14 protein-coding genes and 1 pseudogene are annotated in these 18,983 nt (G+C 51.0%); 11 read left to right on the forward strand and 4 right to left on the reverse strand.

Annotation, left to right across the window (positions count from 1 at the left end; all coding sequences use genetic code 11):
• Positions 1-122: 122 nt before the first annotated feature.
• Positions 123-2,553 (reverse strand): annotated as a pseudogene (locus tag AC3RPL_RS17955) (bifunctional aspartate kinase/homoserine dehydrogenase II).
• Positions 2,554-2,555: 2 nt separating this feature from the next.
• The gene (gene metB / locus AC3RPL_RS17960; protein WP_367168478.1) at positions 2,556-3,716 is read right to left on the reverse strand and encodes a cystathionine gamma-synthase; all 1,161 of its coding nucleotides are present in this window, start codon (positions 3,714-3,716) and stop codon (positions 2,556-2,558) included.
• A gap of 244 nt (positions 3,717-3,960) precedes the next feature.
• Here metB and metJ point away from each other — a divergent pair, with 244 nt between their 5' ends.
• The 3 genes from metJ to AC3RPL_RS17975 all read left to right on the forward strand — a co-directional run bounded on the left by metJ (position 3,961) and on the right by AC3RPL_RS17975 (position 7,937).
• On the forward strand, positions 3,961-4,278 hold the full coding sequence (gene metJ / locus AC3RPL_RS17965) for a met regulon transcriptional regulator MetJ (RefSeq protein ID WP_034935279.1): 318 nt from the start codon (positions 3,961-3,963) through the stop codon (positions 4,276-4,278).
• A gap of 544 nt (positions 4,279-4,822) precedes the next feature.
• Positions 4,823-6,247 carry a ShlB/FhaC/HecB family hemolysin secretion/activation protein gene (locus AC3RPL_RS17970; protein ID WP_490741030.1) on the forward strand — a complete coding sequence of 475 codons (1,425 nt, stop codon included), beginning with the start codon at positions 4,823-4,825 and terminating at the stop codon, positions 6,245-6,247.
• Positions 6,248-6,341: 94 nt separating this feature from the next.
• On the forward strand, positions 6,342-7,937 hold the full coding sequence (locus tag AC3RPL_RS17975; protein WP_490741031.1) for a filamentous hemagglutinin N-terminal domain-containing protein: 1,596 nt from the start codon (positions 6,342-6,344) through the stop codon (positions 7,935-7,937).
• Between the two features lie 563 nt (positions 7,938-8,500).
• On the opposite strand, the gene rpmE is transcribed toward AC3RPL_RS17975, so the two are convergent.
• Entirely contained in the window at positions 8,501-8,713 is a 213-nt protein-coding gene (gene rpmE, locus AC3RPL_RS17980) for a 50S ribosomal protein L31 (RefSeq protein WP_034935277.1), read from the reverse strand.
• Positions 8,714-8,929: 216 nt separating this feature from the next.
• Here rpmE and priA point away from each other — a divergent pair, with 216 nt between their 5' ends.
• From priA to rraA, 7 genes are all read left to right on the forward strand, one after another.
• A complete protein-coding gene (gene priA, locus AC3RPL_RS17985) occupies positions 8,930-11,128 on the forward strand; it encodes a primosomal protein N' (protein WP_490741032.1) in 2,199 nt (732 codons plus the stop codon).
• A gap of 196 nt (positions 11,129-11,324) precedes the next feature.
• Positions 11,325-12,362: a DNA-binding transcriptional regulator CytR gene (gene cytR, locus AC3RPL_RS17990; protein WP_490741033.1), complete on the forward strand. Its 1,038-nt coding sequence runs from the start codon at positions 11,325-11,327 to the stop codon at positions 12,360-12,362.
• Positions 12,363-12,534: 172 nt separating this feature from the next.
• Complete coding sequence (gene ftsN, locus AC3RPL_RS17995; RefSeq protein ID WP_490741034.1) at positions 12,535-13,485, forward strand: cell division protein FtsN; 951 nt, start codon at positions 12,535-12,537, stop codon at positions 13,483-13,485.
• Positions 13,486-13,579: 94 nt separating this feature from the next.
• Positions 13,580-14,110, forward strand: a complete 531-nt coding sequence (hslV, locus tag AC3RPL_RS18000) for an ATP-dependent protease subunit HslV (RefSeq protein ID WP_034935270.1) — start codon at positions 13,580-13,582, stop codon at positions 14,108-14,110.
• A 10-nt stretch (positions 14,111-14,120) separates the two neighbouring features.
• Positions 14,121-15,452: an ATP-dependent protease ATPase subunit HslU gene (hslU, locus tag AC3RPL_RS18005; protein ID WP_490741035.1), complete on the forward strand. Its 1,332-nt coding sequence runs from the start codon at positions 14,121-14,123 to the stop codon at positions 15,450-15,452.
• Between the two features lie 395 nt (positions 15,453-15,847).
• A complete protein-coding gene (locus tag AC3RPL_RS18010) occupies positions 15,848-16,777 on the forward strand; it encodes a 1,4-dihydroxy-2-naphthoate polyprenyltransferase (protein ID WP_490741036.1) in 930 nt (309 codons plus the stop codon).
• Between the two features lie 108 nt (positions 16,778-16,885).
• Entirely contained in the window at positions 16,886-17,371 is a 486-nt protein-coding gene (gene rraA, locus AC3RPL_RS18015; RefSeq protein ID WP_034935261.1) for a ribonuclease E activity regulator RraA, read from the forward strand.
• Positions 17,372-17,417: 46 nt separating this feature from the next.
• Here the strand turns inward: rraA and zapB are convergent, their stop codons facing one another.
• Complete coding sequence (gene zapB / locus AC3RPL_RS18020; protein WP_490741037.1) at positions 17,418-17,657, reverse strand: cell division protein ZapB; 240 nt, start codon at positions 17,655-17,657, stop codon at positions 17,418-17,420.
• Between the two features lie 446 nt (positions 17,658-18,103).
• On the opposite strand from zapB, the gene AC3RPL_RS18025 reads away from it, so the two are divergent.
• Entirely contained in the window at positions 18,104-18,952 is an 849-nt protein-coding gene (locus AC3RPL_RS18025) for an MIP/aquaporin family protein (RefSeq protein WP_490741038.1), read from the forward strand.
• Positions 18,953-18,983 lie beyond the last annotated feature (31 nt).

Consider the following 18,983-nt stretch of genomic DNA (forward strand, 5'->3'; position numbering starts at 1 on the left):
TTTTCAGTCAACGAATAAATGCGGAACTTTCGTGACAAATTCTCAGCAAAGTTGAGGGAATTTCATCTGGGGAAGGAAGGCGTTGAAATTCAATGGGCCGGAGAATTCCGGCCCGGGTCAGGTTAAAGCAGATGCGCCAGACGGTTAATATCGGACTGGATTGCACCAGCCGTGACGTCCCGCCCTGCGCCTGGTCCTCTGATGACCAGGGGATTGTCCCGATACCAGCGGCTTTCAATGGCAAAAACATTGTCGCACGGCAACAGGGAGGCCAGTGGATGGTCATCCCTTACGGCTTCCACGCCAACACGCGCTTTGCCGTTGGCATCGAAACGCGCCACATAACGCAGTAACAATCCCATCTCCTGTGCCGCTTCAAACCGCTGCTTCATCTGCTCGTTAAGCACTTCGCTGTTTTCGAAGAAGTGATCGATTGATTCACCCTCGCAACTTTTTGGCACCAGTGACTCAACCCGCACCTGGTCTGGCTCAATGTCGTAACCCGCTTCACGTGCAAGGATCACCAGCTTGCGCATCACATCCTGGCCCAACAGATCGACCCGAGGGTCAGGCTCGGTCAATCCCTGCTGCCAGGCCTGATCGACCAGCTCGGTGAAAGGCACCGTACCGTCATATTGTAAAAACAGCCAGGAGAGCGTTCCGGAAAACACTCCGCTGATCGCCAGAATGGTGTCGCCACTTTCCCGCAGGTCGCGCACGGCGTGATTCACCGGCAACCCGGCTCCGACGGTGGCGTTATACAACCACTGACGTCCCGTTTTGGCGAAGGCATCCCGAATTTGCCGATAGCTATCGCCGCTGGCGGCTCCGGCCAATTTATTAGCACCAATCACATGGAATCCGTGGCTGGCAAAATCCAGATACTGTGCCGCCAGACGCTCGCTGGCGGTGACATCCAGCACCACCAGATCGTCGAACGGATGCGCGCGCATCCATAAAAACAGGCTTTCTTCATCCCGTTCAAGCGCTTCATCTTCAAAAAAAGCCAGCGCACGGCTGGCATCCAGACCTTCATAGCTGAGAAGGCTGCGGCGGCTGTCCACCACCCCTGCCAGAATAAATTCAAAACCGGTACGGGCCGAAAGCGAACCCTGCTCACGCGCAAACAGCTCCAGCCAGCGTGAACCAATATTGCCTTTACCAAACAGCACAAGGCCAACCTGCTTTTCTGCGCGGAACAAGGAGTGATGCAGACCACGCACCAGATGCTCTGTGGGACCAACGCGCAGTACCGCCACCAGGCTGATACCCTCTTCCGACTGGCAGATAAACTCTACGGGCTGATCCTGCAACTGTTGCCAGAAACGGTGGCTGTGCAGCGGATTACGGCAAACTCCGGCGCCCACCAGGGCGACCAGCGCCATCCCCTCACGCAGCTGGAGACGGCCCGGCATTGCCGCGTCCTGCAACAGTGCCAGCGCACTGCTCACCACTTCGGAGGTATAACACAGCTGTAAAAGATTGCGGTCAGGATGCACGCCGGTTGCCAGAGGACGAAGCTGTGCCCGTTTCAGTAGGTGATCAACCTCTTTTTGCAGGGCAGCAAAATCATGCTGCGGCGAAAGCTGGAACTCAATCAGGCAGACATCATCGTGGCTGGTGACAATTCTGGCTCCGGTTCCGGAAGCCAGCACACGTTCAATGCGGGTGGAGCCATGCTCCGGCTGATAGCTGCAACGCAGTTGCAAATCGATATCGCTGCCGGAAACGGGTTGCAAAGTGCGGGTGTGCAATACCGGAGCCGCCAGGCGAGCCAGTTCGCTGGCCTCATCCAGACGCAATAAAGGCAGCAGACAGGCATCTTTAACCTTGCGTGGATCAGCACTGTATACCCCGGCCACGTCGCTCCAGATGGTCACACGTGACACACCCGCCAGCGCGCCAATCTGCGTGGCTGAGTAGTCACTAACATTGCGCCCCAGCAGCACCGTTTCACCAGCATCACTCCCACTGATAAAGCCGGTGACCACCAGACGCTGGTCTGGATGCCGGGCAATCAGTTGGTGTAATAACGGCCTGGACTTTGCTTCGTCCACCTGCGGCTGAGCAGCCCGCTCTGCGCGCAGAAAATCACGGGCATCCAACCAGGTTGCCGCGATATCACGCATATTTAATACCGCTGACATCAGACGAGCAGACCAGATTTCACCATGCCCTACCACTTCGGCATATACCGCTTCGGTTATTTTGCCATCCAGCAGCGCGGCCAGCTTTTCCAGATCCTGAATAAAAGGTGGCAATCAACACCTCCGCCGCGTCACCGGGCAGCAAGCTGTTAATCAGCTCGCTTTGATAGCGCCGCAGCGCCTGCTGGACCTGATGGGCGGATAACCGATCGCTCTGGCTCAGTTTCAGCCAGTTGATTAACTGATTGGTGGTGCTTCCCGCAGCTGAAACAACCATCATATCGCCGGGCTGGCTGTATTCCGCCATAATCCCGGCAACACGCAAATAACATTTGGCATCAGCAAGACTGCTGCCACCAAATTTATGCAACTGACGCGTTCCTGCTGCCACTGCTGACTGACTCATGCTTACCTCTCCGCCGCGATCCGGAATGCATTATCCAAATCGGCGATTAAATCTTCGTGATCTTCAATACCCACAGAAATACGCAGCAGCGTTTCTGAAATTCCTGCCGCAGCGCGGGCTTCAGCTGACATACCGGCATGCGTCATGGTCGCGGTGTGAGAAATCAGACTTTCCACCCCACCTAAAGATTCTGCCAGAGTGAAAAGTTGCAGCGCTTTCAGGAAACGACGCAAGGTTTGCTCATCACAGTCCAGCTCAAAACTCAGCATCGCACCAAAGCCCTTTTGCTGGCGTACCGCAAACTGATGACCTGCATTTTCCGCCAGGGAAGGATGATACAACTTTTTCACCAATGGTTGCTGCTTAAGGTAATCAACAATGGCCAGCGCATTACGTTGCGCAGCAGCCATACGCGGTGCCAACGTTCGTAAACCACGCAGCAGCAGGTAGCTGTCAAAAGCGGCACCCGTCACGCCAATATTATTCGCCCACCACGCCAGTTCAGTAACATGAGCCGGATCTTTCGCTATTACCGCACCTGCCACCACATCAGAATGGCCATTCAGGTATTTGGTGCAGGAGTGCAGGACCAGGTCCGCGCCCAACGCCAGAGGGTTTTGCAGCGCCGGACTAAGGAAGGTATTGTCTACCACGCTTATTGCTCCAGCTTCGCTGGCCGCTTTACAGATAGCCGCAATATCCACGACGCGCAGCAATGGGTTGCTGGGGCTTTCGATCAGTACCAGGCTGGGTTTTTCAGCCAGCGCCGCTTTCAGAGCCGCATCATCACCCTGATCAACAAACCTGACACGGTAAGCCCCGCGTTTACTCAGACTGTCAAATAAACGATAACTGCCACCATAGCAATCGTGCGGTGCCACCAGCAGATCGCCGGGCTTCAGGAATACGGTACAGACCAGATGAATCGCTGACATGCCGGTGTTGGTCATCACCGCACCAGCCCCACCTTCCAGTTCAGCCAGCGCACGCTGAACGACATCCCGGGTCGGATTGCCGCGCCGGGAATAGTCATGTGCGCGTGGCTGATTGAAATCAGTGAAGTTATAAGTACTGGAAAGATGAATAGGTGGAACAACGCAGCCATACTGTTCGTCATCATTCAAACCGCTGCGAACGGCGATTGTTGCCTGTTTACGAGTCATGGTGTTTTAAATTCCTGAAGCAGAACGAAGAGTGAGCTTAAGCATATCAGTGCAAAAATAGACGTCAACACATCTGGACATCTAAATGTCTTTGCGTACAGATTGAGCAAACCGCCAATAACCGTTAATATTGTGCCGTTCAGGCCAACAGGAAGTAACGCCAGTGCAGTGTGACAAGCACAAACTTCAGGCATAATTAGCAGAATTTTGGCATTTTCAATTTTAATGATAACTAAGGTAACCCATGGCTGAATGGAACGGCGAATATATCAGCCCTTACGCTGAGCACGGTAAAAAGAGCGAACAGGTTAAAAAGATTACGGTATCCATTCCGTTAAAAGTACTGAAAATCCTGACCGACGAGCGTACTCGCCGTCAGGTTAACAACCTCCGCCATGCCACCAACAGTGAGCTGCTGTGTGAAGCTTTTTTACATGCTTTCACCGGTCAACCACTGCCGGATGACGTTGATCTGCGGAAGGAACGCGGTGATGAGATCCCCGAGGATGCAAAAGCCATCATGCGGGAGATGGGTGTCGATCCCGATACCTGGGAATACTGACGCATCGGGCGTTGTTCAACTCTGGCAGCAAAAGCGTATCTCAATAATTGCTGCCAGTTGCTTTTCCTTTATATTCTGTTGAGATTAGAATCAATTGGTGATTCAGAAATTACCGAAAAACCTGTAAAAAAACCGCTATTAATTGTCAGATAAAAAAACCAGTAAAATACATCATCGCTATATTGCCCGCCTTATTAATAATAAAGTATACTGCCAACTTAAATAAAATTTAAAAAAAACGGAATTTCACATGGATAGTTTTTTAAGCATCCGAACGATGATGCCTGTTTTCATTATTATTCTTTTTTCCCTGAATACAGAAACACAAGCAGCAGAAGCACCAACAGAAAATGCCATAAAATCACTTCACGATCAGTCCATTAATCAGATTGAACAGGATAAAAATCGCAAAGAAAAATTACTGAAGACCGAAAGAGGTGAACGCTCAACAAAACAAGAAACCAACAAAGAAATAATCCATTTCCCAGATGAGAAGACTTGTTACGTAATTGATAAGGTAAGCTGGAAAAAAGATAACTCAACTTTGAATTTAAGAACACTGGATTACTTTACCCATCAGGCTCAGGGGAAATGCCTGGGTATTAAAGGCATCAGACTATTAACAAAAGTGCTGCAAGATGAAATCATCCGTTTGGGTTACATCACTACGCGAATAAATCTTCCCGAGCAGGATCTGAATAAAAGAGAGCTGTACTTTGATATTAATGCCGGCAAGATCAGCAAAATCCGCCTGAAAGAAGGAGGCTCTAACTATATCAACCTGAAAACAACCTTGCCTTTTCGCGAAGGTGATCTGCTGAGCCTGAGTGAGCTGGAACAGGGGAGTTTTAATTTACAGCACGTTGCTGGCTCGCAGGTCAGGCTCAATGTCATTCCCGGGGAAAGAAAGGGTGAGAGCGAGATTCTGATTAATCGCTATCAGGATAAATACTGGCAGGTCAGTGCATGGATGGATGATGCCGGCAATGAATCCACAGGGCGCTATCAGGCTGGCGGGGCATTATATCTTAATAATGTGACCTCACTCAGTGACACCTTGTTTATCTCAGCAGGTCATGACCTTAACCACCGTAATAAACCTGAAGGTAATAACAATCAGTCAATTGGCTACTCGGTTCCCTTTGGATTTTGGTGGATGGATTTGTATGCCAGCCAGAGTCGCTACAAACAACATATTGAAGGAAACAGTCTGGACTGGATGCTGAATAACAAAAACTATTATTTCAGCACCCAAATCAGTCGCCTGCTGTCCCATACCGTTCATCAAAAATCCATCGTTGAATTGCAGATTTTTAACGCAGGCACGCATTACTATTATAATGACTATGAACTGACCAGTATGCATAAGAGAAATGCCGGATGGAAAGTTCGCCTCCAGCATCAGCATTATTTCGATAACGCCGCTGTTTCTGCCAGCCTCAGCTATCAAAAGAAAATGCCCTGGTTTTCCAGCAGCAAAACCGTGGAACAGCAATATGGCCTGATCGACAGTGCAGGACGGATTATTACGCTTGACCTTCAGGGTTCAATGAACTTCTCTCTGTTGGGGCAAATACTAAATTACTCTCCGCGATTTAACCTGCAATTGTCACCGGATACCTTATCATCACTGGATCGTTATTCGCTGGGTAACCGCTGGACAGTCAGAGGTTTTAATGGCGAAAATAATTTACAGGATAACCAGGGATGGTTTTTTAGTAATGACTTAAGCTGGGTATTCGCTGGGAAAAGCTATCAGCCTTATCTGGGGATCGATTTCGGCCAGGTCATTGGTGATTACAGCCAGCAATATTATTCTGGTAGAACGCTCACAGGTAGCGTCGCGGGGTTGCGCGGTCGGCTCTGGAATACCCATTATGACTTTTTTTTCGGCGCGCCACTCTATAAACCTCAGGGGCTCCATACTGATCCTTTGAATTTAGGTTTTTCTCTGTACTGGAAATATTAAAAATTAAGGAGGTCAAAAAAACAATAGCAATTTATTGTTAGCTCTGATTATTGCAATACTCACTATTATCAGGAATGTTATTAAAGGATTAAAAATGAAAATGCATAAATTTAACCTGGTTTTTTTAGCCACTTCGGTTGCCATGATGTCACAGGTTGCTTTAGCGGATCCAGCCACCTACACGCATCTCAATGGATCTACCGTGGTGAACATCAACAAAGCTGATACCAACGGTCTTTCTCACAACATGTGGTCAGATTTTAACGTCAGCGATAAAGGGATGGTGCTGAACAACAGTACCGCTGATTTGATTCGTGATAGTGGTAACATCGCCAAAAATAACAACCTGGATGCGGCTGCAAAAGTTATTCTGAACGAAGTTATTTCCAATAAAGCCAGTACATTAAAAGGCTTTATTGAGGTTGGCGGTACTGCTGCCGACGTTATTATCGCCAATCCAAATGGCATCACCTGCACGGGCTGTAGCTTTGTTAATGCCAGCCGGGCAACGCTGACTACCGGTACGCCCGTATTATACGACGGCGCGCTGACGGGCTTTAACGTTCAGAAAGGAACCGTCACCGTTAACGGTAGTGGGTTAACAAATACTGACAGCTATACGGATATTCTGGCTGAAAATGTACGTATTAACGGTCAGATTACCTCGGGAACTCTCAGGGCTATCGCAGGGAAGTATACCTATGACAGCACCACCGACATGGTCACCGCCGACGGATCTCACGCATTTTTAGTAAACGGTATTGATGTCAGCGCGTTGGGTGGGGTGACAGCGGGTGTCATTCTGTTGCAAAGCACCAAAACGGGAGTCGGTGTTAATAACAATGGTACGCTAACCGCTGACAATATGCAGATTTCCACCAATGGTACGCTGATCAACTCAGGATCATTGAAAGCCACCACCAATCTCATCGCATCTTCCGGCGGTACCCTGACAAACAGCGGTTCGATGACTGGCACAAATATTCAACTGGTTTCGTCCGGAGACTTGAATAATAACGGTACAGTTAATGCCAGTGCCATACTCAGCGCGGCGGCCGGCAGTAAAATATCCAACTCAGAAAAAGCTACGCTGAATGCAACCACCACCAATCAGCTTATCGCCTATAAAGGTGACATTGAAAACAAAGGCACCATCAGTTCAGATGGCACCGTGTATCTCCGTTCCGGGTATACATCCGATGCAGATAACGCGCTTACAGCCGTAGCCAATACTAAAGTCACCAATACGGGCACCATTAGCGGAAAAAGCGCCGTCAGCCTGCTGGCAACGGATCAGGTCAACCTGAATTCTGGCTCAGTTTCCACGGAAGGAACCGCTTACGTTGTGGCAAACACGGTTAAAAACGCGACTACGTTCAGTGGCAAGGATATTACTGTTTATTCTGGTAGTTTTGAAAATACCAGCACAATGACTGCCGAAGATGCTTTTGTCGTTACCGGCCTTAACAGCATTACTAACTATGGTACGTTGAAAGGCAATACTCTGGCACTCAACACCAATGGTAAAATCAATAATAAAACCTGCTCCTGGCTGGTCTTGTGTACATCAGGAACGCTGTCAGCTGATACCTCAATCAATATTACTGCACCGACCATAGCCAGCGTCAGTGATATCGCAGGTAACATTGTTGCCCCCACAGTGACGCTGAATGCAACCACCACAGAGTAATACTGTATCAACAGGTTATTTCATCACTGTAGCTAACTTAGCCCAAATATATTTGGGCCAATAATCTGGGTGATGAAACCAGATTAAGAACGGTACACTTGTGCCGTTCTTTAATTTTCAGTCAGCATGCTGTACGGAATTTTTCGCCCCGGTTGCGTTGCTGAAGAACACCTCAACTGAAACATTTTGCCAGGCCTGATAAACCTGAATCTGTGCCATTAATAATACGGCAGATAACATTGAACGTTGACGGAGAACAGACGTTACTGGCAGGGCTGATGTAACTAACCCATTGAGAAGTGGCTGGTGGCTGGTGGCTGGTGGCTGGTGGCTGGTGGCTGGTGGCTGGTGGCTGGTGGCTGGTGGCTGGTGGCTGGTGGCTGGTGGCTGGTAAGAAGTTTTGCGAAAACCCTTCTGAAGTAAATAACAAACGGGCACGAATATCGGTTTTCTGGCTGGCTTACATCCAACAGTTGCCGCTATTCAGTACCCGTTTTTTATCCGCTCCTCATCAGAAAACTGAGTGTTAAAGCGGACTTGTCATCGCGTAACCTTCAGGAAGCTTATTTGCTACCAGGAATGCTGAAACGCTTGTTGAAGCGGTCAACACGGCCACCGGTAGCAACATCACGCTGCTTACCAGTGTAAAACGGGTGGCAGTTACCACATACGTCCAGGTTCAGGTCACGACCCACTGTTGAGCGGGTTTTGATTTCATTACCACAAGAACATTTTGCAGTAACTTCAACGTAATTTGGGTGAATACCTTTTTTCATGGGAAACCTCAGTGAAGGCCGTGTCGCTCTCCCGTGCCAGGTCACTCCTGCACAGGTACCACACGAAGATTAAAAATAACAGCTGTATGCTGATACCACTTAACGTATCAACGGCGGCGAACTATACAGAAATTAACCACGTGCCGCAATCGAATCCGCACATTGCGAACGACACAGTGTACACTGTCCCGCTAATAATTTCACCCGGATGAATTCATGCGTGTTGTTCAGGTCGCACTGCCCGTCCCGCTTGCCCGTAACTTTGACTACCTGTTGCCTGCGCATCTTCCTGCAACGGTGCCCGGCGCGCGCGTAAGCGTACCTTTTGGCAAGCGCAAAGCTATCGGCATTGTCGTCGGACTGGCAGAGAGCAGTGACCTGCCACAGGATCAGCTGAAGTCGATATACGACGTCCTGGATACCTGCTCATTATATCCGCCCTCACTCTGGCGCATTCTGCTATGGGCTGCTGATTATTATCATTACCCGACAGGCGAAGTCCTGTTTCATGCCATACCCGTTTTGCTTCGCCAGGGAAAACCCGCACAGGAAGCACCATTGTGGCAGTGGTTTATCAGCGAAACCGGTCGGGCAACGGCACCAGAAACTCTCAAACGTGCGCCTAAGCAACAACAGGCACTGGCAGCCCTGCGCCAGAGTAATCTTTATCGTCATGAAATCAGCCAGCACGATATTACAGACGCCACGCTACAGGCGCTGCGGGTCAAAGGCCTGTGTGATTTGCAGGCAAGTTTTGTCAAACAGCCTGACTGGCGCGAAGACTATGCGGTAAAGGGTGAACGTCTGCGGCTGAATACCGAACAGGCAATGGCAGTGGGTGCCATTCGCGGCGAAGACGACCATTTTGCAGCCTGGCTACTCGCAGGCATCACCGGCTCAGGTAAAACAGAGGTTTATTTAAGCGTGCTGGAGAATGTGCTGGCAAAAGGCAGTCAGGCACTGGTGCTGGTGCCTGAAATTGGTCTGACACCGCAAACCATTGCCCGTTTTCGCGAACGCTTTCATGCCCCGGTTGATGTTTTGCACTCCGCCCTGAATGACAGTGAACGTCTGGCAGTCTGGTTACGGGCACATCGCGGCGAAACGGCTATCGTTATTGGCACCCGTTCGGCGCTGTTTACCCCCTTTGCCCGTCTGGGCGTGATCATTATCGATGAGGAGCATGACAGCTCTTATAAACAGCAGGAGGGCTGGCGTTATCAGGCGCGCGATCTGGCCGTTTTTCGGGCACAGCAGGAAGAAATCCCCGTGGTGATGGGCACGGCGACACCGGCGCTGGAAACGCTGCATAATGTGCAGATTGGCAAGTACCGGCAATTAACGCTCAGCAAGCGCGCCGGTAATGCACGGCAGGCGACGCAGCAATTGATCGATCTGAAAGGCGTCAGGCTTCAGGGCGGCCTTTCGCCAGCGCTGCTGAAAAAAATTGGCACACACCTGAAAGCCGACAATCAGGTGCTGTTGTTTCTGAATCGTCGTGGCTACTCCCCCGCTATGCTGTGCCATGAATGTGGCTGGATTGCTGAATGCCAGCGTTGCGATCGCTATTACACACTCCATCAGCATCAACGACAATTGCGCTGCCATCACTGCGACAGTCAGCGGCCCATTCCACATCAGTGCCCGCAGTGTGGCTCAACCCATCTTGTGCCGGTGGGCCTCGGCACAGAGCAGCTGGAACAAAATCTGAGTCAGCTGTTTCCTGGGATACCCCTGTCACGTATTGACCGGGATACCACCAGCCGCAAAGGTGCTCTTGAGCAGCAACTGGCCGAAGTTCACCGTGGCGGCGCACGCATTCTGCTGGGTACTCAGATGCTGGCTAAGGGTCACCATTTCCCGGATGTCACGCTGGTATCTTTGCTGGATGTCGATGGCGCGCTTTTTTCTGCTGATTTTCGTTCGTCCGAACGGTTTGCCCAACTGTATACCCAGGTAGCGGGTCGGGCTGGAAGGGCGGGCAAACAGGGTGAAGTGCTGCTGCAAACGCACCACCCGGAACATCCGCTGCTGCAAACTCTGCTTCATCAGGGCTATGATGCATTTGCACAGCAGGCACTCAGTGAACGTAAAGCGGTATTTCTTCCCCCTTTTACCAGCCATGCCCTGTTTCGTTCAGACGATCATGATAATCAGCAGTCAGCGCTGTTTCTGCAACAACTGCGAAATCTGCTTGAAGCCAGCCCGCTGAAAGATGACGCGTTCTGGGTAATGGGGCCTGTGCCCGCGCTACAACCTAAACGCGGTGGACGTTATCGCTGGCAATTACTGCTTCAGCATCCTTCGCGTGGTCATTTACAACGGCTGATAAAATATACGCTGCCGCTGATTGGGACGCTGCCACAGGCCAGAAAAGTCAAGTGGACGCTGGATGTCGATCCCGGGGAAGGCTGAAAACCTTTCCTGCTGTGCAGGACCGCTGCGAGAGCGATCGAAAAAAGTCGCACAAGTCACAATTTTTATGCAAATTAGGTTACGCCATCCGTTAGCATCTCATTGCCGGAATATTTAACAATGGACAGGCCACAGTAGCGTTGTTGCCAGAATAATGATTGTCAGGCCAGCTCTGGCTGGCGTGAGGAGAGTAGGGTTGGAGCAGAATCAAGAGACAACGGGTGTCACCATGAAGGACGTGGCGGAGAAAGCTGGCGTGTCAACGGCAACCGTTTCGCGCACCCTAATGAACCCGGATAAAGTCTCAGCCGCAACGCGACAAAAAGTGGAAGAGGCGGTGATCGCCGTCGGTTACTCACCGCACACCCTGGCGCGCAACGCCAGGCGCACTGAATCAAAAACCATTCTGGCAATCGTTCCGGATATCTGTGATCCCTTTTTCAGTGAGATGATTCGGGGGATTGAAGTCGTGGCATCCCAACACGACTATCTGGTGCTGATTGGCGATTGCGCTCACCAGCACCACCATGAGCAATCCTTTCTCAATCTGATGATGACCCGCCAGATTGACGGCATGATCCTGCTCGGTTCTCAACTGCCTTTTAAAAGCAGTATGGAAGAGCGTCAGAATCTGCCTCCGATAGTGATGGCGAATGAATTTGCGCCTGAGCTTGATCTGCCCTCTGTACACATCGACAATCTGACCGCGGCCTTTGAGGCGGTAAACCATCTGCTGAAGCTGGGCCACAGCCGTATCGCCTGCATCGCTGGCCCACATCATATGCCGCTGTGCCAGTTTCGCCTGCAAGGATATATTCAGGCATTGCAGCGCCATGGCATTTCGCTGGAACCACACTATATTGTGCGGGGTGACTTCACATTTGACGCAGGCTCAAGGGCACTGAAACAGCTAATGGCGTTACCTGTCCCACCCGATGCACTGTTTTGCCACAGTGATATTATGGCGTTGGGAGCCATGTCTCAGGCAAAGAGTATGGGGCTGCGCGTACCTCAGGATCTCTCTTTGATTGGCTTCGATGATATCGAACTGTCTCGTTACAGCGATCCTCAGCTGACCACCATCGTTCATCCGAGATTTAACATTGGGCGTGAAGCAATGAACCTGCTGCTGGAACAGTTGCAGGGAAAAATGATTAACAATGGTTCAAGGCTGTTAGATTTTGAACTGAAAATTCGTGGCAGCACCGCCCCCTCACTCGACGAAAAGGAATAAAAGCGATTAATAGCGTTTTGCAGAGCTGAAATCGAGATTCAGTAGATTCTTAATGGCATCGCTGCTGGTCAAATCTCCGCCCCTTGAGTAACATGGCGGGCTGACAACCGGGCGCGCCAGCGCTGATGAGTTTCCGGCCTCACTTTTTTCACTGTTTATTAGCGGAACGATAGTGGCACAAAAAGATTACGTTAGCCGCGGGCGTTCGACAGGGACGCGGCGCAAAAAGACCAACAGTCGCAGTAAAAAGCGCAGTGGTGGTTCAGGTGTATCAAAGATAATGGTGGTGCTTGCCGCAGCAGTGCTGGTGACCTTCGTCGGTGGATTGTGGTTTATTGCTCATCATAAAAAAGAAGAAACGGCGGTAATTCAGGATCATAAAGCGCCAGGCAATGGCCTGCCGCCTAAACCGGAAGAACGCTGGCGTTACATCAAAGAGCTGGAAAACCGTCAGATAACCGTGCCGACCCCAACCGAACCTTCTGCGGGCGGCGAAGTTCATTCCCAGACTCAGCTGACCGACGAGCAGCGTCAATTGCTTGAGCAGATGCAGGCAGATATGCGCCAGCAGCCAACCCAACTGAATGAAGTGCCGTGGAACGAGCAAACACCGGCGCAGCGTCAGCAAACGCTGCAACGCCAGCAAACACTGCATCAGCAGCAGCAAAACACATTGCAGCAACAGTCTCGTTTGCAACAGCAGCCATCAGCGGCGCAAAACCACAGTCAGTCCCAAACGGCAAATCAACCGCAAACAACGCGCATGCTGCCGCAAAACCGTCCACAGCAGGCTGCTCCTGTCACCCGTGAACCGACTCATCAGGTTGCGGCTCAACCGCAAACGGCGCAACAACCAAAAGCAGAAGCAAAACCCAAAGAAGTGCCAAAAGAGAAGTCTCAACACTGGATGGTACAATGTGGATCCTTTAAGGGCACCGATCAGGCCGAATCGGTTCGTGCCCAGCTGGCTTTCGAAGGATTTGAGAGTCGAATCACTACCGGCGGCGGCTGGAATCGCGTCGTCATTGGACCGTTAAACAATCGCCCTGCTGCTGACAGCACGTTGAAGAGACTGCGCGGCTCCGGCCACACAAATTGCATTCCTCTCGCCGCCGGGGGTTGAAACACCTCAAACCCGCCCCATATCTGTTTGCATCATTAAAACCCCGTAGCCATGCTGCGGGGGTATCTTTCTGACTGCAACAAGGGGTCTGCCCGTGACAACAATTGTAAGTGTACGACGCAACGGCCAGGTAATCATTGGCGGTGATGGCCAGGCCACCCTCGGCAACACCGTAATGAAAGGCAACGTCAAAAAAGTGCGTCGTCTCTATAACGACAAGGTTATTGCCGGTTTTGCTGGTGGTACCGCAGATGCCTTCACGCTGTTTGAACTGTTTGAACGTAAGCTGGAAATGCACCAGGGGCACCTGGTAAAAGCAGCCGTTGAACTGGCAAAAGACTGGCGTACCGACCGGATGCTGCGCAAACTGGAAGCTCTGCTGGCCGTCGCTGACGAGAATGCCTCCCTGATTATTACCGGTAATGGCGATGTCATTCAGCCGGAAAACGACCTGATTGCTATCGGTTCCGGCGGTCCTTACGCGCAGGCAGCCGCCCGCGCACTGCTGGAAAACACCGAAATCGGTGCGCGCGATATCGTGGAAAAAGCGCTGGGTATTGCAGGCGATATCTGCATTTATACCAACCACAATCTCACCATTGAAGAATTACCGTCTAAAGCGTAAGGACCTGATTATGTCTGAAATGACTCCGCGCGAAATCGTCAGCGAACTGAACAAATTTATCATCGGTCAGGATGGCGCCAAACGTGCTGTAGCTATCGCTCTGCGTAACCGCTGGCGTCGTATGCAGCTGGATGAAGAGCTGCGCCACGAGGTCACCCCAAAAAACATTCTGATGATTGGCCCAACCGGGGTAGGGAAAACCGAAATTGCCCGGCGTCTTGCCAAACTGGCTAACGCGCCCTTTATCAAAGTTGAAGCCACAAAATTCACCGAGGTGGGCTACGTTGGCAAAGAAGTTGACTCCATCATCCGTGATCTGACTGACTCAGCCATTAAAATGGTGCGCTCGCAGGCGATTGATAAGAATCGTTATCGCGCTGAAGAGATGGCTGAAGAACGCATTCTCGACGTACTGATCCCACCAGCTAAAAATAACTGGGGCCAGGCCGAGTCATCTGCTGAGCCTTCCGCCGCGCGCCAGTCTTTCCGTAAAAAATTGCGTGAGGGTGAGCTGGACGACAAAGAGATCGAAATCGATCTGGCCGCAGCGCCAATGGGCGTCGAAATCATGGCACCTCCGGGGATGGAGGAGATGACCAGCCAGTTGCAGTCAATGTTCCAGAATCTGGGCGGACAGAAGCAGAAGCCACGCAAGCTGAAAATCAAAGATGCCATGAAGATGCTGGTGGAAGAAGAAGCCGCCAAACTGGTCAATCCTGAAGAACTGAAACAGGAAGCGATCGACGCGGTTGAACAGCATGGCATCGTGTTTATTGATGAAATTGACAAGGTCTGTAAGCGGGGTGAAAGCTCTGGCCCTGACGTTTCACGTGAAGGCGTACAACGCGATCTGCTGCCGCTGGTAGAAGGGTGCACGGTTTCCACCAAGCACGGCATGGTGAAAACCGATCACATTCTGTTTATTGCTTCCGGTGCGTTCCAGGTGGCCAGCCCTTCTGATCTGATTCCGGAACTTCAGGGACGTTTGCCAATCAGGGTCGAATTGCAGGCGCTGACGACACATGACTTCGAACGGATCCTGACTGAGCCAAATGCATCTGTCACTGTACAATACAAAGCGCTGATGAAGACGGAAGGTGTCGATATTCATTTCACCGAAGATGGCATTGGTCGGATTGCTGCTGCTGCGTGGCAGGTCAACGAAACGGCTGAAAACATCGGTGCCCGCCGTCTGCACACGGTGCTTGAGCGTCTGATGGAAGAGATTTCCTTTGACGCCAGCGATCGTAACGGCGAATCCATTACCATTGATGCGGATTACGTTGGCAAACACCTCGACGAGCTGGTGGCCGACGAAGATCTCAGCCGTTTCATTTTGTAATTTTACCGCGAATCAAGTCACCTTCCCCTCTGCCGATCGCCCCAGGCGATCGGCACTATTCTGAAGAGATCGCATCCAGTTGGCAGGATAAGATTTCATCGATTGCGGCAGAACTATCGTCATTACCTTTATGCATCACGGTATTGCATTTTTTCAGCCAAGTTGAACATCAGACAGCCATTCCCTGCACCAGGAGAGGCTGAATTTATAGCAATAAAATTCAAATATTTCCTGATAACCAATCTCTGCCGGAACTGGTACAGGTCACTAACAGCAAGAAACAACTGCGATACAGCGCAAAGCGTTAGTTGATATGGATTAAGTCTTTTACAAAACATCCCCCTTATACTTTCTGACACTCTACCGCTCCTTCTCTCCAGCCAGGGGACAGCCCGATGACGGAAAACATCTGCTCCATACCAACTCTATCCCCACTTCGTGCCTGGCTGGAAAGTCTGCGGTTACGCACCCTGCCTCTGGCCTGTGCCTCAGTGCTCACCGGATCGGCTCTCGCCTGGTGGCACGGGCATTTCAGGCTTTCTGTTGCCGTACTTGCTCTGCTGACCACCGCCCTGCTGCAAATCCTCTCCAATCTGGCGAATGACTACGGCGATGCAATAAAGGGCAGTGATACCCCGGAGCGTATCGGCCCGCTACGCGGAATGCAGAAAGGGATGATCAGTCAGAAACAGATGCGCTTTGCTCTGGTGATTACTATCGTACTGACAATCGCCTCTGGCCTGACTCTGGTGGTGAGCGCCTGTCGGTCGCTCAGCGATATCTTCGGTTTTCTGGCGTTGGGGGCGCTGGCTATCGTAGCCGCTATCGCCTATACCGTGGGGAAAAAACCTTATGGCTATCTCGGGCTTGGGGATGCATCTGTACTGATTTTTTTTGGCTGGCTGGGCGTACTCGGCAGCTATTATCTGCAGGCCCACAACTTCCACGCAATGTTACTCTATCCAGCCAGCGGCTGTGGGTTACTGGCGGTCGCAGTCCTTAACGCCAATAACATGCGTGACATTGAAAACGATCGCCAGAATGGCAAATTCACCCTGGCTGTACGTTTGGGTCCCACCCGGGCACGTTATTACCATCTGTTACTGCTGTCAGCTTCACTGTTGTGCTTTGCACTGTTTGCCGCGATGAACTCACTGGGTGTGACCGGCTGGTTGTTCCTGCTGGCTTCGCCTTTGCTATTCCGTCAGGGCCGTTATGTGCTGGAGCAAACCTCGGCGTTGGCAATGCGGCCACTGCTGGTAAAAACGGTAAAAAGCGCGCTGCTGGTTAACCTGCTTTTTGCTGTTGGTCTGGTCATCAGCTAATCACGATGTGCTTGACCCATCGCAATTTTTAGCAACTGATGATTTTGGCAACACCCGGCGGAAAGCGATATACTTGCCCTTCCTGTGGCAAACAGACGAACCTTTCTTATGAAATATGATACTTCTGAACTCTGCGACATCTATCACGAAGATGTAAACGTCGTTGAACCGCTCTTTTCAAACTTCGGTGGTCGTACCTCGTTTGGTGGACAAATCATCACGGTAAAATGTTTCGAAGACAACGGGCTTCTCTACGATTTGCTGGAGGAAAACGGACGTGGTCGTGTCCTGTTAGTTGATGGCGGCGGCTCGGTCCGTCGTGCGCTGGTTGACGCCGCGTTGGCAAGGCTGGCGCTGCAAAACGAGTGGGAAGGTATTGTGGTATATGGCTCAGTCCGTCAGGTGGACAGCCTGGAAGAGCTGGACATTGGTATTCAGGCTATCGCCGCCATTCCCGTAGGCGCAGCAGGCGAAGGTATTGGTGAAAGCGACGTTCGGGTAAACTTCGGCGGCGTAACCTTTTTCTCAGGCGACCATCTTTACGCGGATAATACGGGCATCATCCTTTCCGAAGACCCGCTGGACATCGAATAAAACGTAACGGGTGCCATTGGCACCCGTTACATTCTGGCTGATTAACTCAGACCTCATCCATTTTTCCCAACAATGCGCGCAGACGCTCCTGCCAGACATGCTGTTCTTCTTTCAACACCTGATTTTCACGCACCAGTGATTCACTGTTACCTGCCGCCTGTTGGACCTGTTGATGCAGATTATTGTTCTGCTCTTTCAGTTCTTCAATTTCCATCTGTAGCAGAGTGATGGTATCAATCGCCTGCTGTACTTTCGCTTCCAGTTTTTCAAACACTTCAAATGACATGGCTGTAACCTCTCCTGATTGCAAGCGTTGATGCTGCCACCCGCACGGTAAGAAGGCATGAACCGGCCTCTTCCGGGTAACAACGATGCCCCGATTGTAAGTACCCCCGTCCGGCAAGTCCAGCAGCGAACCGGCATGGAGTGCAGTCTGTAACAATTTTCAGTCCAGACCTGGTAAATGTAACAATTGCCCTTACCAGGAGCAGGGTTATTGTTAAAAAAAAGATAAATTAAAATTAAAACGAAAGCTGGAATGCCGTTTACATAGTGTTAAAAGACGCGAAAACGCTCATTTTTTTGACGCAGAGCACAAGTTTTGATTTCGCTATTTCTCGTTTATGCTCGTTAACGATAAATTCACATCAGCCCTACAAATAACCAGGGCAGCTCAGGGAATGAGAAAAAAACGCAGTTCAACATTTAACCTCGCCTTCAGGAAACGCCAACATGACTCAAACAACAAGCACGCTCAAAGGGCAGTGCATCGCAGAATTCCTGGGAGTCGGCACCATTATTTTCTTTGGTGCTGGCTGTGTCGCCGCAGCAAAATTAGCCGGAGCAGTTCTTGGACTGTGGGAAATCAGCATTATCTGGGGGATCGCCGTTGCTATGGCTATCTATCTCAGCGCCGCCATTTCTGGCGCTCATTTAAACCCAGCCGTCACCATTGCATTGTGCCTGTTCGGTAATTTCGAAGCTCGTAAAGTCGTTCCCTATATTCTGGCACAAATCGCAGGTGCTTTCTGCTCTGCTGCCCTTGTCTATGGGCTGTACTACAACCTGTTTCTCGATTATGAGCAGACGCATCATATTGTGCGTGGCAGCGTGGAAAGCCTTGAACTGGCGGGCGTTTTCTCCACCTACCCTAACGCGCACATCAGCGTAGGCCAGGCCTTCCTGGTTGAAGCCGTAATCACCGCCGTCATGCTGGGACTGATTATGGCGCTAACCGATGACGGTAATGGCTTGCCGCGTGGTCCTATGGCTCCGCTGCTGATTGGCCTGCTGATTGCCATCATCGGTGGCGCTACCGGTCCACTGACAGGCTTCGCCCTGAACCCTGCCCGTGATTTTGGACCTAAACTGTTTGAATGGCTGGCAGGCTGGGGCAATGTGGCCTTTACCGGTGGCCGTGATATCCCGTACTTCCTCGTACCGATTTTTGGCCCGATTGTCGGTGCCAGCGTGGGCGCATTTGGCTACCGCGTATTAATTGCCCGTAATCTGCCTGGCGCCGTTGCGGTAGTAAAGCAAGAAGAGAAAACGATAGCGCGTGCTGAGCAGCGTAAAGCGTAAAAGATAACCTTTTGAATCATCAGGAAGGATT

This window comes from Erwinia papayae (assembly GCF_058241465.1).